The following is a 15,808-nucleotide window of genomic DNA, read 5'->3' on the forward strand; positions in this document are numbered from 1 at the left end:
AACGTATGCAGTTGGCTGACCTGGGCCTTGCCGGTGACCGTGAAGGCCAGTGGCGTGGTGTTCTTCAGGTCGACCTGGAGGTCACTGTCGAGCATGCCGCTGCGCAGTTCCAGCAGGATGAACGGGCTGACGTAGGCCTGGGCCACGCGCAGGTCGATGTCGCGGGTGCTGACGTCGAGCTTGGCCTGGATGGGCGCCAGGTTCACCTGGCCGGCGGCCTGCAGCTTGCCTTGCTTGCCACGCCGGTATCGAGCTTGAGGGTAAAGGGGGCCTGGTTGAGGCTGTCGAAGCCTTGCAGGTCGACATTTAGCGGGCCGACATCGAGCGCTACCGGTTCTTTCTGGCTGCGATCTGCCAGGTGCACCAGGTAGTTGCGCAGTTGCACGTCCTTGAGCAATACCTGCCAAGGCTTGGCCGGTTCGTTGGCCGATTGCGGCTCAGGCGCAGGGCCGGCGGCAGCCGGTTCGGCCTTTTCTTTCGGCGTGGCTTTGGCCGGTTGGCTGGCGAACAGCTTCTGCCAGTCGAGCTGGCCGTCCTTTTCCAGTGCTGCCCAGGTTTCCAGCTTGTCGCTGCGCAGCTTGCCCACACTGACCTGTTGCTTGACCAGGTCGACGGTCGTCTCGCTCACCTCCAGGTTGGCCAGGCGCGCCAACGGGCGGCCGTCTGGCGCGTTGATGGCGAACGGGGCCACCCGCAGCGTGGCGTTGTCCAGCAGCAGCTCGGTCTGCTTGGCGAGGTTGAGCTTGTACTGGGTCTGAAGGCTGACCAGCCCGTCCTGCAGCACCAGGGGCACGGCATCGCGCACGTAGGGCCAGAACAGCTTCATCTTGGCGTCGGTGACTTTCAGCGTGCCTTGCGAGGCGATCGGCGACAGGCTGAGGGTGCCGTTCCAGTCGATGCGCCCGCCGTTGGGGCCGTTGGCCACCAGGGTCATGTCGGCGTTGTCGTCAGGCAAGGTGCTGAGGTTCTTCAGCTCCAGGTTCATGTTGTCGTAGAGGAACTCGATGGGTTCGCTCGGGCGCATGTCCTGGAAGTGCAGCAAGCCTTGCTTGAGCTTGATGCTGCCGATACGCAACGGGAAGGGGTCGCTGGGTGGCTCGTCGGGCTTGGCTTCGCTCGGCGGCAGCTTGAACAACGTCGTCAGGTTGAGTGTGCCGTCTTTGGCGAACAGGACCTGGTTGCGGGGCTTGTCGAGCTCGACCGCTTCCAGGTGCAGGGCCTTGCTCCACAGGCTGTCGAGCGACAGGTTGGCGTACAACCGGTCGAAACCGACCTGCTCCTTGCCAGGCTCGCCAAGCTGCAGGCCCCACAGGGTCAGCTCGAGGCTGAAGGGGTTGAGTTCGATGCGTTCAAGGTGCGCGGGCACGGTAGCGTACTTGGCCAATTGCTGATTGGCGATACGCAGCGCCACGCCGGGAAGAATCAGGAACCCAAGCAGGCTGTAGAGGGCTACCAGGGCCACGATGGCGCCAGCGGCGCGAGTCAATCCTTTGTACATGTGTCGCTTCGTCGGTCTGAGCAGGAGTGCTTGGAGTATGGCACGTTAAATCAGTTCCGCAGGCGCGACCTGTTGCCCTCACTCGATGCCCATGCGCCGCCTGGCGCGGTGCGCGGAGCCGTCGCGCATTGCCCAGCGCAGCAGCGCTGCCGTGGGCTTGAGGCCCAGGCGGATCAGGCGCTGCTGCCAGGGCCGGTGCTGCAGGCCAAGCAGGCTCTGGCCCCAGCCAGGCAGCAGGTCGATGCCGGCGTGCAGCATCAGTTTGCCCACCGGTTGAGCCAGGCGGCTGGGGGCAGGGGCGTCGAGCAGAATCCGCATGACCTCCCGGCTGCGCGCATCACAGTGCAGTTGCGGGCGCATGGCTTGCAGGTAGGCGTCCACCTGCTGGCACGAGCGTGGTACGTCACGGGCGCCAAGGCGCTCGGCGATCAAGGCGATTTCGTTGTAGTAGGCATCTTGCTCGCTGCGCGGCAGGTGCGGGTTACGGTAGCGCAAGTGGGCGGTCAGAAAGCTGCTGACCTCTGCCACATGCACCCAGGTCAGCAAGGCTGGGTCGCTGGCCGCGTAGGGCCGGCCATCCGGCGCGGTGCCGGTCACTTGCAGGTGGATGGTGCGCACTTTGTCGATCAGCCACTCGGCATCACCCGTCGCGCCGAAGGTTGTACCGGAGATGAACTGGCTGGTGCGCCGCAGGCGGCCGAGCAAGTCCTCGCGGAAGTTGGAGTGGTCCCACACGCCGGCCAGGGCCAGCGGATGCAACAGCTGCAGCATCAGTGCGCTGATGCCGCCGACCAGCATGCTCGGAAAGTCGCCATGCACCTGCCAACTGACACTGTGCGGACCGAACAGCCCTGGGTCACCCTTGGGGGACTCCAGGTCGAGCTGGCCGAGGGCCAGCCCGGTAAGGCTCATGACCTGGGTTTCGATACGGCGGCGTAGGGCTTCCATGGCGACCTGCGATACAGGGCGGCCATCAGCAGCGGCCGCCGGTTACTGGTTGAGGCGTTTGTCGATCAGGTCCTGCACCACGGCGGGGTCGGCCAGCGTCGAAGTATCGCCCAGGTTGTCCAGTTCGTTGCAGGCGATCTTGCGCAGTATACGCCGCATGATCTTGCCGGAGCGGGTCTTGGGCAGTGCCGGAGCCCACTGGATCAGCTCGGGCTTGGCGAAACTGCCAATTTCCTTGCTGACCAGGGCGAGTAGCTCGGCCTTGAGCGCTTCGTCCGGTGTAACGCCATTCATGGCCGTGACGAAGGCGTACACGCCCTGGCCCTTGAGGTCATGCGGGTAGCCGACCACGGCGGCTTCGGCGATGCGATCATGCAACACCAGTGCGCTTTCCACTTCGGCCGTGCCGATACGGTGCCCTGACACATTGATCACGTCGTCAATACGCCCGGTGATCCAGTAGTCGCCGTCGGCATCACGGCGGGCGCCATCGCCGGTGAAGTAGTAACCGGGCATGGGTTTGAAATACGTGTCGACCATGCGCTGGTGGTCGCCATAGACACTGCGGATCTGCCCGGGCCAGCTGGCCTTGATCACCAGCAGGCCGGCACCCGGCCCGTCTATCACCTCGCCCTTTTCATCCAGCAGGGCGGGCTGTACGCCGAACATGGGCTGGGTGGCACAGCCCGGCTTGAACGTGGTCGAGCCGGGCAGGGGGGTCAACATGATGCCGCCGGTTTCGGTCTGCCACCAGGTGTCGACGATGGGGCAGCGCTTTTGCCCGACCGCTTCGAAGTACCACTCCCAGGCTTCCGGGTTGATCGGCTCGCCGACACTGCCCAGCAGGCGCAGGCTTTTGCGCGAGGTGCCCTGCAGTGGCCCAGAGCCCTCGCGCATCAGTGCCCGCAGCGCGGTCGGCGCGGTGTAGAAAATATTGACCTGGTGCTTGTCCACCACCTGCCAGAAGCGCGAGGTGTCTGGGTAGTTCGGTACCCCTTCGAACATCAGCGAGATGGCGCCGTTGGCCAATGGGCCGTAGACGATATAGCTGTGCCCGGTCACCCAGCCCACATCCGCGGTGCACCAGAACACTTCGCCGTCGCGGTAATCGAACACCACCTTGAAGGTCAGGGTTGCCTGCAACAGGTAGCCGGCGGTGGTGTGCAGCACGCCCTTGGGTTTGCCGGTGCTGCCAGAGGTGTAGAGGATGAACAGCGGGTCTTCGGCTGCCATGGGCTCGGGGGCGCAGTCGTCGCCGGCGTGTTCGGTTGCCTCGTGGTACCAGAGGTCGCGGCCCTCGGCCCAGTCCACCGCGCCTGCGGTACGGCGTACCACGAAGACGCTGCTGACGGCCGGGCAACTGGCCAGGGCTTTGTCGACGTTCTGCTTCAACGGGATACGCTTGCCGCCGCGCACGCCTTCATCGGCGGTAATCACCGTACGGCAGTCGGCATCGAGAAGACGATCACGCAGGGCGTCCGGCGAGAAGCCACCGAACACCACCGAATGGATAGCGCCGATGCGGGTGCAGGCCAGCATGGCGAACGCTGCTTCGGGGATCATCGGCATGTAGATGCACACGCGGTCGCCTTTCTTCACTCCGCGCGCCTTCAGGGCGTTGGCCAGGCGGCAGACTTCGCGGTGCAGTTCGCGGTAGCTGATGGCTTTGGCATCTTTAGGGTCGTCGCCTTCCCACAGCAAGGCCGTCTGCTCAGCGCGCTGGGCCAGGTGGCGGTCGATGCAGTTGTAACTGACGTTGAGCTGTGCGCCGTCGAACCAGCGGGCCTCGCCGGAGCGCAGGTCGCACTGCTGCACGCTTGACCACGGCTTGATCCAGTCCAGGCGCTTGGCTTGCTCGGCCCAGAAGGCGTCGGGGTCTTCCACCGACTGGCGGTAAAGGCGCTGGTAGTCGTCGGGTGTGAGGGCGGCGGACTGGCTGACGGCCAGGGCCTGGGGATATTTGCGGATATCGAACATGGCGGTGGTCCTGCTCTTGTAAGGGGCGAGGGACTGCAACGGCTATTCGATAGGACAGTGTAGCTGGGAGAGGTGTTCAAATTGTGCCGGCCTCTTCGCGGGCATGCCCGCTCCCACAGCAATAGCGCCGCCCGCAAGTGAGGCGCAGTGTCTGTGGGAGCGGGCGTGCCCGCGAAGAGGCCGGCACAGGCCTGAGATCACCCGCGATGACGGCCGCGGAAGTAGTTGATCAGGCCTTGGGTCGAACCATCTTCGGCGCTGTCGTCCAGGCTGCCGACCAGGCGCTGGTACACGCCCTTGCCCAGCTCCTTGCCCAACTCCACGCCCCACTGGTCGAAGGCGTTGATGCCCCAGACCACGCTTTGCACGAACACCTTGTGTTCATACATGGCCACCAGCGCCCCCAAACGGCGTGGGCTGATGCGTTCTACCACCAGGGTGTTGCTCGGGCGGTTGCCCGGGATCACCTTGTGCGGGGCCAGCTTTTCGATGTCTGCTTCGTTCAGCCCTTTGCCACGCAGTTCGGCTTCGGCTTCTTCGCGGGTTTTACCCAGCATCAGGGCCTGGCTTTGCGACAGGCAGTTGGCGTACAGCCACTGGTGATGGTCGGCGACCGGGTTGAAGCTCACGACCGGCACGATGAAGTCGGCCGGAATCAGCTGGGTGCCTTGGTGCAGCAACTGATGGTAGGCGTGCTGGCCATTACAGCCAACGCCACCCCAGATTACCGGGCCGGTTTCGGTTTTGACCGGGGTGCCGTCCTGCAGCACGCTCTTGCCGTTGGACTCCATGTCCAGCTGCTGCAGGTGCTTGGTGATGTTGCGCAGGTAGTGGTCGTACGGCAGGATCGCATGGCTGCTGGCGCCCCAGAAGTTGCCGTACCACACGCCCAGCAGGGCCAGCAGTACCGGCATGTTCTTGTCGAACGGCGCGGTCTGGAAATGCTGGTCCATGGTGTAGGCGCCGGACAACAGCTCCTTGAAGTTGGCCATGCCGATGGCCAGGGCGATCGGCAGGCCGATGGCCGACCACAGCGAGTAGCGCCCCCCCACCCAGTCCCACATCGGGAAGATGTTCTCTTCGCGGATACCGAAGGCCACCGCGGCAGCCTTGTTGCTGGAAACCGCAATGAAGTGGCGGTACAGCTCGGCCTCCGAACCGCCCTGGGCCAGGTACCAGGTACGCGCGGCCATGGCATTTTTCAGGGTTTCGAGGGTGTTGAACGACTTCGACGAAACAATGAACAGGGTCGTTTCGGCGCGCAGCTTGGCCGACAGTTCGTGGAACTCGCTGCCGTCGATGTTGGCCAGGTAGTGGCAGCGTACACCGCGCTGCGCGTAGGGCAGCAGGGCTTCGGAAACCAGCTCCGGGCCGAGGAACGAGCCGCCGATGCCGATGTTGACCACGTCGGTGATCGGCTTTTCGCTGTAGCCACGCCACAGGCCGTCATGGATGCGGCCAACCAGTTCGGTGATCTGGTTGAGTACCTTGTGCACTTCCGGCATGACGTTCACGCCGTTGACGCTGAGTTTGTCGCCAACCGGCCGGCGCAATGCGGTGTGCAGCACCGGGCGGCCTTCGGAGGTGTTGATGATTTCGCCACTGAACATCGACTTGATAGCGTCCTGCAGGCCCACTTCGTTGGCCAGATTGACCAACAGATCGCGGGTTTGCTCGGTGATCAGGTTTTTCGAGTAGTCGAGGAACAGGCCGCAAGCGCTAAGGGAAAACTGGTCGAAGCGTTGGGCATCGGCGGCGAAGGCGTCGCGCATGCTGAAGCTCTGCATGGCGTCGCGGTGTTGCTGAAGCGCCTGCCAGGCGGGCAGCGCCGTCACATCGTGGGGTGTACGGTAATACGCCATTGCGCGGGGTTCCCTTAATGCGTGGTGAGGCCTTTGACACGGCAGTCATTGCCGGGTTCAGGCTGCATCATTATAGGCAAAGGTCACGCGCTGGGAATGGCTGTGGGACGGGGATTTTGAGGGGGCTGCAAACAGCCCCCAAGGCCTTTATGCGGTTTTCTCTTCCACGTGCAGGTACAGATTGTCGATCAACCGGGTGTCACCCAGGTAAGCCGCCGCAATCACCACAAGGTCGCGATCATCGATCACTGCCGGGCGCAGGCTCACGGCATGGCGCACTTCCAGGTAATCTGGACGCAAACCCGCGGCAGCCAGCTGCGCCTGCCCTTCGGCAACCAGCGCGGCAAAGTCCCGCTGCCCGCGGCCAATGGCCGAAGCGATATGCTGCAGCGTACGGTACAGCGCGGGCGCGGTGGCCCGCTGCTCGGGCGTGAGGTAACCATTACGCGACGACAGCGCCAGGCCATCGTCGGCCCGCACGGTAGGCTCGCCAATGATCTGGATCGGCATGTTCAGGTCGCGGACCATGGCGCGGATCACTGCCAGTTGCTGGAAGTCCTTTTCACCGAACACCGCAAGGTCTGGCTGGACCATGTTGAACAGCTTGGTGACCACGGTGGCCACACCTTCGAAATGCCCTGGCCGGCTGGCGCCGCACAAGCCTTCGGAAAGCTGGGGAACACTGACCCGGGTTTGCACGCTCATGCCGTCGGGGTACATCTCTGCCACGCTGGGTGCGAACAAAAGGTTGCAGCCGGCTTGCAGCAGGCGCTCCTGGTCGGCGGCCAAGGTACGCGGGTAGCTGTCCAGGTCTTCGTTGGCACCGAACTGCAGCGGGTTGACGAAGATGCTGGCGACCACGAAATCGGCACGCTGCGCGGCCTTGGTGACCAGGGCCGCGTGGCCGCTGTGCAGGTTGCCCATGGTCGGCACGAAACCGATGCGCTTGCCCTCACCGCGGGCACGGGCTACTGCTGCGCGCAGTTCGCGGACGGTCTTGACTGTATTCATGCACTGAACCCGTGTTCGCTGCCTGGGAAACTGACTTGCTTGACGGCCTCGACGTAAGCGACGAGGGCGCTGTGGATATCCGGTTGGCCCTGCATGAAGTTCTTCACGAACTTGGGCACCCGGCCGCTCAGCGACAGGCCAAGCATGTCGTGCAGCACCAGCACCTGGCCATCGGTGGCACTGCCGGCGCCGATGCCGATCACCGGAATACCGACCGCGTTGGTGATTTCCGCGGCCAGTTCACTGGGTACGCACTCCAGCAGCAGCATGGCTGCACCGGCCTGTTCCAGGGCAATGGCATCAGCGCGCATCTGCCGGGCCTGGGCTTCCTGGCGGCCTTGCACTTTATAGCCGCCCAGTACGTTGACGGTCTGCGGGGTCAGGCCCAGGTGCGCACACACCGGTACGCCACGCTCAGCCAGCAGGCGAATGGTTTCTGCCAGCCAGGCGGCACCTTCGATCTTGATCATGTGGGCGCCTGCCTGCATCAGCGTGGCGCTGTTGGCAAACGCCTGTTCCGGGGTGGCGTGGGCCATGAATGGCAGGTCTACCAGGATCAGCGCGCCGTCATTGCCACGTTTGACGCTGGCGGTATGGTAGGCCATGTCGGCCGTGGTGACCGGCAAGGTACTGTCGTGGCCCTGCAGGACCATCCCCAGCGAGTCGCCCACCAGCAACACTTCAACACCGGCCTGGCTGGCGACTTTGGCGAAGGTCGCGTCGTAGCAGGTCAGCATGGTGATTTTTTCACCCTTGGCCTTGAGGCCATGCAGGGTGGTCAGGGTTACTTCAGGCATGTAGGAAATTCCTCGTTCAGGCGCTGTAAAAAACGACTGCATTCAACGCGTGTAGTCATCTTCCGGAGCGGCACATCATCGCGTGTGATGTTCGGGCACAGGTCCGTCCGGGCCTAAATACGGGTATGCGGCAGTCAGTTGCCACACGGGACGCCTATAGTCGTGAGCGAGGTGGGGGAAGTCAATCACCCTGTTACCGCATTGTTACGATCAGGGTGTTACTGGCGTTACCGGGCCGGTGCAACGGGCTGGAGCACCCGGTTTACAAGCGCTCCAGGCCGATGAATGGGCAAGCCTCAAGCAGCTGCGCAAGGGCGCGGCCATCGGCCAGGCGGAAGTCGCCCGGTACCAGCTCGGCCAGCGGGTACAGTACGAAGGGGCGGGCATGCATATGGTAATGCGGCACCTTCAAGCGGGGCTCGTCGAGCACCTGGTCGCCGAACAGCAGGATGTCCAGGTCCAGCGTGCGTGGGCCCCAGCGCTCCGCGCGCACCCGGCCCTGGTCGTTCTCGATGGCTTGCAGGGCATCGAGCAAGGCCAGCGGTGCCAGCTGGGTGTCCAGCGCCGCGACGGCGTTGGTATAGCGTGGCTGCCCGGGCAACAGTGAATCGCTGGTGTAAAAGGCAGAGGCTGCTACCAGGCGCGTGGCCGCGACCTGGTCCAGCGCCTGCAACGCGCTGCGCAACTGCTCGGCCGGTGCAGCCAGGTTGCTGCCCAGGCCGACGTAGGCGCGCGTCGTCACTCGAATGCCTCGTCGCCAGCGCGCTTGCGTTTGCTGCCGCTGCGCTTGCGTTTACGCGGGCCGGCAGTGCTGCCTTCGTCACGGTTGCCCAGGTCGCGGATCATCTCGCGGCGCTCGCTGTCGTTGGCGTCCTGGTAATCGGTCCACCATTGCCCCAGGTCGTCGGTTTCTTCGCCCGCGCTTTCACGCAGCAGCAGGAAATCGTAACCGGCACGGAAGCGCGGGTTGTCCAGCAGCATGTCGGCGCGCTTGCCGCTGCGCCGTGGCAGGCGCTCCTGCATGTCCCAGATTTCCCGGATTGGCAGGGTGAAGCGCTTGGGGATGGCGATGCGGGCGCATTGCTCGGCGATCAGGTCGTGGGCTGCGCCATTCATGGCCGGAATCGGGGGTACGCCCTGGCTCTGCAAATGCAGCACGCGGGCTGGCAGGGCAGGCCACAGCAGCGCGGCGAACAGGAACGCCGGCGTTACCGGTTTGCCCTGCTTCACCCGTAGGTCGGTGTTGTTCAGTGCCTGGCTGATGAGCGTGTGGGTATAGGTCGGGCGCTCTTCCAGCGCGTGCGCACTGGCCGGGAACAGCGGCTCGAACAGCTCCAGGTCGACCAGCATTTCAAAGGCGATGGCACCTTGGCCCGAGAGGAACAGCTTCAGGCTCTCTTCGAAAAGGCGCGCTGGCGGGATTTCGCGCAGCAGTGGGGCCAGTTCGCGGATCGGCTTGAAGGTGTGCTTCTCGATACCGAAGTCCAGCTTGGCCGCGAAGCGCACCGCGCGCAGCATGCGCACGGGGTCTTCCTGGTAGCGGTGCGTCGGGTCGCCGATCAGCCGCAGCAGGCGGTTGCGAACATCGTGCACGCCGTTGGCGTAATCGAGAATGCGCTCGCTGACCGGGTCGTAGTACAGGGCGTTGATGGTGAAGTCGCGGCGCTGCGCGTCTTCTTCCAGGGTGCCGTATACGTTGTCACGCAGGATGCGACCACTGGCGTTATGCGACGAACGGTGGCTGTCATTCTGGTCATCTTCCGTATGCGGGGCACGGAAGGTAGCGACTTCGATGATTTCACGGCCGAAATGCACATGGACCAGCTTGAAGCGGCGGCCAATGATGCGCGCATTACGGAACTCCGCACGGACCTGTTCAGGGGTAGCGCTGGTGGCTACGTCGAAGTCTTTCGGCGTAATGCCCAGCATCAGGTCGCGGACGCAGCCACCGACCAGGTAAGCCTGGTAACCGGCAGCCTGCAAGCGCTCGACAATGTTCACCGCGTGGCGGCTGAACTGGTGGCGCTGCAACGAGTGCTGGCTCTTGTTGATCACCTCAGGCGTGGTGCGCCTGTGGTGCTGGCCCGGTACGGGCGGGCGGAACGACTGGAACAGCTTCTTCAGCATGGGATGCACTGTTTGAAGGAATGTTCGGCCAACAATAGGAGAATGGCCGCATGATGGGCGGGGATTCTAGCATTTACTCAGGGAATGGTGTAGGCGGGTAGCAGGAAGCCTGCGGGAATCGCAGAAACGACAAGGGGAGCCTAAGCTCCCCAAGAAGTGTCGTTGCGTGCTCTTATTATTTTTTTGCCGGGCTTTTTGTTTTTGTTGAGTGCCCTGCCCACAAAGCCTGAAGCTTGTGGACGACCCCCAAACCGGGGGTAAAGAGCAAACGGATTGCTTTGGCCGCTGATGTCACGTTGATCTGTTGATCCAACCAGTTCAGGCGCTGCTTTTTAGTGCAGTTTTTGTTGTTCTCTGCCTGGTCGTGGGGCAAGCCCCAAACACGCATCCTCTCCAAAAGAATCAGTTAGCTGCGCCTCCGCCGTCTTGTTTTTATTGTGCGTGAGCCGTTTCGTCTTGTTCTTATTATGAGTTGCAGTGCTTGTTATTGTTCTTGTACCAGAGATATAGCAGGTGCCGTGCCAACTTTTGAAAAACCAGTAAAATCAATGGGTTGGTGGATTCTGCAGGTTTGTGGCAGGCCCGAAATGTGGAAATTTCGTTACCGTACGCCTCGGTGACTGTTACGGCGCAGAGGGTGGGTAACAGATTTTTGCGGCAGCAGATGTGTTACCTGGGGTGTGGTGGCTGGCCGTTTCGCAGGCTTGCCCGCTCCCACAGGATCACCGTGGCTGCCAGGTTGCGCTGTGCTTGTGGGAGCGGGCAAGCCCGCGAACAGGCCGGTGAGGCTGGTAGAGAAGGGGCAGGAGGAACCTCCCACCCAGGCAGGTCAGTTATCGCTGGTGGCGTTGCTCTTGCGCCGCGGAATGCCCAGGCGTTGGCGGCGTTCCCACAGGCATTTGCGGCTGACGCCGAGCTTGCGGGCCAGTTCGGTCTCGGTCATGTGGTCCTGGTGCTCGAGCACGAAGTGCTGGAAGTAGTCTTCCAGGGACAAGTCCTCGGTCGGCTCGTGGCTGGCACTGGCCGCGCTGGCCACCGCCAGGGCGTTGTCGAGAATATCGTCTTCTTCCAGGTCGCTCAGCTCGATGTCGATACCCAGCAGGTCGGCAGAAATTTCTGCGCTCTCGCTAAGGATGACCGCGCGCTCCACGGCGTTTTCCAGCTCACGTACGTTGCCCGGCCAGCTGTAGTGACGAATGGCCTGTTCGGCTTCGGCAGAGAAATGCAGGTCATCCCGGCCGATGCGCGCACTCTGGCGAGCCAGGAAGGCACTGGCGATTTCATTGACGTCGCTGCCGCGCTCGCGCAGCGCGGGCAGCTTCAGGGCGATCACGTGCAGGCGGTAGTACAAGTCTTCGCGGAACTGGCCGGCCTTGGCCAGGTTCTTTAGGTCGCGGTGGGTCGCGGCGATCAGGCGCACATCGACCTTTTGCGACTGCACCGAACCGACCCGGCGAATTTCCCCTTCCTGCAGCACGCGCAGCAGGCGGGCTTGGGCTTCCAGGGGCAATTCGCCGATTTCATCGAGGAACAACGTACCACCGTCGGCGGCCTCCACCAGGCCCGCACGGCCGGCACTGGCGCCGGTGAACGCGCCTTTCTCGTGGCCGAACAGCTCGGACTCGATCAGGGTTTCGGGGATGGCCGCGCAGTTCACCGAAATCATCGGCGCCTTGGCGCGCCGCGACAGGTTGTGCAGGGCGCGCGCCACCAGCTCTTTACCGGTACCCGATTCGCCCTGGATCAGCACATTGGAATCGGTAGGGGCCACCTTGCGGATCTTGCTGTACATGTCCTGCATGGGCGGGCACGAGCCGATGATACCGATGTCGCCATTGGCCGCTGCCGGGGCCGCTTTGTCGGCAGGGGCTGCCTTGCCGGTGCTGGCGCGGGGCTCGGCAGCCGGTGCTGCAGCCGGGGCGTTCTGCCGGTCGCGCAGGATGCGGGCCACCGCTTGCAGCATTTCGTCGTGATCGAAGGGCTTGGCGATGTAGTCCACCGCGCCCATCTTCATCGAGTCCACGGCTGAGCGCAGGCTGGCGTAGCTGGTCATGATCAGCACCGGGGTGCCTTGGCCGAGCTTGATCAGCTCGGTGCCGGGTGCACCTGGCAGGCGCAGGTCACTGACGATCAGGTCGAAAGTGGCAATGCTGAAGCGTTCCTGGGCTTCCTGCACCGAGCCGGCTTCGCTGACCTGGTACTGGTTCCGCTCGAGCAGACGACGCAAGGCCGAGCGGATGATGGTTTCGTCTTCGACGATCAGAATGTGCGGCATTGATTCAATTCTCTCGACGGTCTCGAATTTCAGGGGACGTCGCTACGACATGCCGGGGCAGGGTCACGCGGATCCGGGTGCCACGTTGCCGTTCGATGTCGGCCGGGCTGTCGATGGTGATTTGCCCATAATGCTCTTCCACGATGGAATAGACCAGAGCGAGGCCCAGTCCGGTTCCCTCGCCGGGGTCCTTGGTGGTGAAGAACGGCTCGAACAGACGGTCCTGGATGTTCTTCGGGATGCCGCTGCCCTCGTCCTCGACGATCAGGTCGACGGTGTGCTCGCTCGCCTCGCTGCGCACGCGCACTGCGCTGCCGGGCGGCGAGGCGTCGCGCGCGTTGGAAAGCAGGTTGATCAGCACTTGGGCCAGGCGCTGCGGGTCGCCTTCTACCCAATGGTCGGGGTCGCAGAGGTTGAAGAACTGTACTTCGAAATTACGCCGGTTCAACGCCAGCAGACCAATGGCGTCCTGCGCCACTTCGGCCAGGCACACCGGTTCCTCGCTGTTCTGGTGGCTGCCACCGGCATGGGCAAAACTCATCAACGACTGGACGATGCGTGACACGCGTTTGGTCTGGTCGAGGATCTGGCTGGACAGCTCGGTGATTTCGCCGTCGCCTTCACGCTCCTCGCGCAGGTTCTGCGCCAGGCAGGCGATGCCGGTGATCGGGTTGCCGATTTCGTGGGCCACGCCGGCGGCCAGCCGGCCGATGCTGGCCAGGCGCTCGGAATGCACCAGCTTGTCTTCCAGGGCCTGGGTTTCGGTCAGGTCCTCGACCAGCAGTACCAGGCCGCTGTTACCGGGGGCCAGTGGTTCATCGATGGCCGCCTTGTGCAGGTTCAGCCAACGTGGCTGGCCATCCAGTGCCAGGCGTTGTTTGTGCAGGTGCTCGTCGGGCACGTTGATGAAGCCCTGCAGCAGCCCGCGCCAGGGCTCGGCGATGGTCACCAGGCGTGAGCCGACCACGTGCTTGGCGGCAATCCCGGTGAGCTCTTCCATGGCCTTGTTCCACATGAGGATTTCCTGGTCCTTGGCCAGCGAGCAGACGCCCATGGGCAGCTCCTGCAAGGTCTGGCGGTGGTAGCGGCGCAGGGCATCGAGCTCGGCGGCCAGGCCGGTCAGGCGCGAGTGGTAGTCTTCCAGGCGGCTTTCAATGAAGTGGATGTCCTCGGTGACGTAGTTCTCGTTACCGGACTTGTACGGCAGGAAGGTCTCGACCATGTCCTGAGCCACGCTCGGGCCCATCAGGCCCGACAGGTTGGCCTCGATGCGGTCACGCAGGCGGCGCAAGGCGTATGGCCGGCGTTCGTCGAACGGCAGGTAAAGGTCGCGCAGGGCCTGCTCCACTTCCTTTTGCGCGGCTTTGGCGCCCAGCGGCTTGGCCAGTTGGGTCGCGAATTCCTGGGGCGAGGCTGCGTGCAGTTCGCGGCGCTGTGGGCGGCGCACGTTGTCCACCGCGCAGGCTTCTGCGGCGCTGACCTCTTCGGTGCTGGCGTTGGTGAACAGCGAAATCAGGGTGAACAGCAGCACGTTGGCCGCCAGCGAGGCGATGGCCGCCATGTGCCAGCTGGTATCGTCCAGCACGTAGATCATGTCCAGCAGCGGGATATAGAAGCCTTGCAGATTGCCCAGCAGCGGCAGCAGCATGGTCACCATCCACACCAGCGTGCCGGCCAGCAGCCCGGCGATGAAGCCGCGGCGGTTGGCGGTCGGCCAGTACAACACGGACAGCACGCCGGGCAGGAACTGCAGCGTGGCCACGAACGCCACGATGCCCAGGTTGGCCAGGCTCTGGTGGTTGTTCTGGGTCAGGTAGAACATGAAACCAGCAGTGATGATGGCGACGATCAGTGCGCGGCGGGTCCATTTCAGCCAGCGGTAGATGTTGCCCTCGGCCGGGGGCTGGTATAGCGGCAGCACCAGGTGGTTCAGGGCCATGCCCGACAGCGCCAGGGTGGTGACGATGATCAGGCCACTGGCCGCTGACAGGCCGCCTATATAGGCCAGCAGGGCCAGTGCCTGGTTGTTGGCGGCAATGCCCAGGCCCAGGGTGAAGTATTCGGGGTTGGTACTGGCGCCCAGGCGCAGCCCGGCCCAGAGTACCAGCGGCACGGCCAGGCTCATCAGCAGCAGGAACAGCGGCAGGCCCCAACTGGCGCTGACCAGCGAGCGTGGGTTGAGGTTTTCGGTGAAGGCCATGTGGTACATGTGCGGCATGACGATGGCCGAGGCGAAGAACACCAGCAGCAGGGTGCGCCACGGGCCTTCCTGCAGCGGGGTGTGCAGCGCGGCCAGGGCGGTCTGGTTCTGCAGCAGCCACACTTCCAGCTCGTGCGGGCCGCCAAACACGCCATACAGGGCGTAAAGGCCGATGCCGCCCAGTGCCAGCAGCTTGATTACCGACTCGAAGGCAATGGCGAACACCAGCCCTTCATGCTTTTCGCGCGTGGCGATATGCCGTGAGCCGAAGAAGATGGTGAACAGGATGATCAGCGCACAGAACGCGAAGGCCACCCGGGCCTTGACCGGCTCACCGGTAAGGATGCTGATCGAATCGGCCACCGCCTGGATCTGCAACGCCAGCAACGGCAGTACGCCAATCAGCATGATGAGGGTGGTCAACGCGCCGGCCCAGGTGCTGCGGAAGCGGAACGCCAGCAGGTCGGCCAGCGACGACAGCTGGTAAGTGCGGGTGATCTTCAGAATCGGGTACAGCAGCACTGGCGCCAGCAGGAATGCGCCGGACACCCCTAGGTAACAGGCAAGGAAGCCGTAGCCGTACTGGTAGGCCAGGCCCACCGAGCCGTAGAACGCCCAGGCGCTGGCGTATACGCCCAGGGACAGGGTGTAGGTGAGCGGGTGGCGAATGATGGCGCGCGGGATCAGCCCGCGCTCGCTGACCCAGGCTACGCCGAACAGCACCATGAGGTACCCGGCGCTGATCAGGATCATCTGGGTCAGGCTAAAGCTCATCGGCATCTCGTTGGCTCTGCAGGATGAAGGTGACGACGATCAGGATCAGCCAGAGCAGGTACGGGCGGTACCACGCTCCGGTCGGTTCGATCCACCAGTCCATGATGGCCGGGGAGAACAGGTAGATCCCCACGACCAGAAGCAGGACCAAACGATAGATGTACATGCTGGCCTCGATGGTTGGGCGCTGCGGGTTTGAACTTATTATTGGCGCAAATGATTGGGCGGATGCTAGCGGGAATCGCTGAGGTTAGCCAAGGGTTTGAATTTGTTGGGCTTTTGATTTGAGGGGAAGATGGCCTGTTCGGGCCCTATCGCTGGCAAGCCAGCTCCCACGGG

Annotated in this window: 10 protein-coding genes and 1 pseudogene; all 11 read right to left on the reverse strand. The window is 63.5% G+C overall.

The features are described 5' to 3' along the window. Nucleotides 1-11: 11 nt before the first annotated feature. Nucleotides 12-1,498: pseudogene (locus tag G1E_RS30250) on the reverse strand (DUF748 domain-containing protein); the annotation flags it as partial. A gap of 78 nt (nucleotides 1,499-1,576) precedes the next feature. Then, nucleotides 1,577-2,446, reverse strand: a complete 870-nt coding sequence (locus G1E_RS14760) for an oxygenase MpaB family protein (RefSeq protein ID WP_009685359.1) — start codon at nucleotides 2,444-2,446, stop codon at nucleotides 1,577-1,579. Between the two features lie 42 nt (nucleotides 2,447-2,488). Beyond that, nucleotides 2,489-4,423: an acetate--CoA ligase gene (acs, locus tag G1E_RS14765; protein ID WP_009685360.1), complete on the reverse strand. Its 1,935-nt coding sequence runs from the start codon at nucleotides 4,421-4,423 to the stop codon at nucleotides 2,489-2,491. Between the two features lie 197 nt (nucleotides 4,424-4,620). Then, a complete protein-coding gene (pgi, locus tag G1E_RS14770; protein ID WP_009685361.1) occupies nucleotides 4,621-6,285 on the reverse strand; it encodes a glucose-6-phosphate isomerase in 1,665 nt (554 codons plus the stop codon). A 147-nt stretch (nucleotides 6,286-6,432) separates the two neighbouring features. Next, complete coding sequence (gene panC / locus G1E_RS14775; RefSeq protein WP_009685362.1) at nucleotides 6,433-7,296, reverse strand: pantoate--beta-alanine ligase; 864 nt, start codon at nucleotides 7,294-7,296, stop codon at nucleotides 6,433-6,435. Next, nucleotides 7,293-8,093, reverse strand: a complete 801-nt coding sequence (gene panB / locus G1E_RS14780; protein WP_009685363.1) for a 3-methyl-2-oxobutanoate hydroxymethyltransferase — start codon at nucleotides 8,091-8,093, stop codon at nucleotides 7,293-7,295. The genes panC and panB overlap by 4 nt, the downstream gene beginning before the upstream one ends. 262 nt (nucleotides 8,094-8,355) lie before the next feature. Continuing rightward, on the reverse strand, nucleotides 8,356-8,835 hold the full coding sequence (gene folK, locus G1E_RS14785; protein WP_009685364.1) for a 2-amino-4-hydroxy-6-hydroxymethyldihydropteridine diphosphokinase: 480 nt from the start codon (nucleotides 8,833-8,835) through the stop codon (nucleotides 8,356-8,358). Further along, a complete protein-coding gene (locus G1E_RS14790) occupies nucleotides 8,832-10,220 on the reverse strand; it encodes a polynucleotide adenylyltransferase PcnB (protein ID WP_009685365.1) in 1,389 nt (462 codons plus the stop codon). The genes folK and G1E_RS14790 overlap by 4 nt, the downstream gene beginning before the upstream one ends. Nucleotides 10,221-11,049: 829 nt before the next feature. Then, the gene (locus G1E_RS14795; RefSeq protein ID WP_047149906.1) at nucleotides 11,050-12,495 is read right to left on the reverse strand and encodes a sigma-54 dependent transcriptional regulator; all 1,446 of its coding nucleotides are present in this window, start codon (nucleotides 12,493-12,495) and stop codon (nucleotides 11,050-11,052) included. Between the two features lie 4 nt (nucleotides 12,496-12,499). Next, nucleotides 12,500-15,475, reverse strand: a complete 2,976-nt coding sequence (locus G1E_RS14800) for a sensor histidine kinase (protein WP_165944138.1) — start codon at nucleotides 15,473-15,475, stop codon at nucleotides 12,500-12,502. Continuing rightward, a complete protein-coding gene (locus G1E_RS28340) occupies nucleotides 15,459-15,635 on the reverse strand; it encodes a hypothetical protein (protein WP_003250005.1) in 177 nt (58 codons plus the stop codon). Before G1E_RS28340 ends, G1E_RS14800 begins: the two co-directional genes overlap by 17 nt. Nucleotides 15,636-15,808: the final 173 nt, after the last annotated feature.

Source organism: Pseudomonas sp. TJI-51, from assembly GCF_000190455.2.
Taxonomy (GTDB): Bacteria; Pseudomonadota; Gammaproteobacteria; order Pseudomonadales; family Pseudomonadaceae; genus Aquipseudomonas; species Aquipseudomonas juntendi.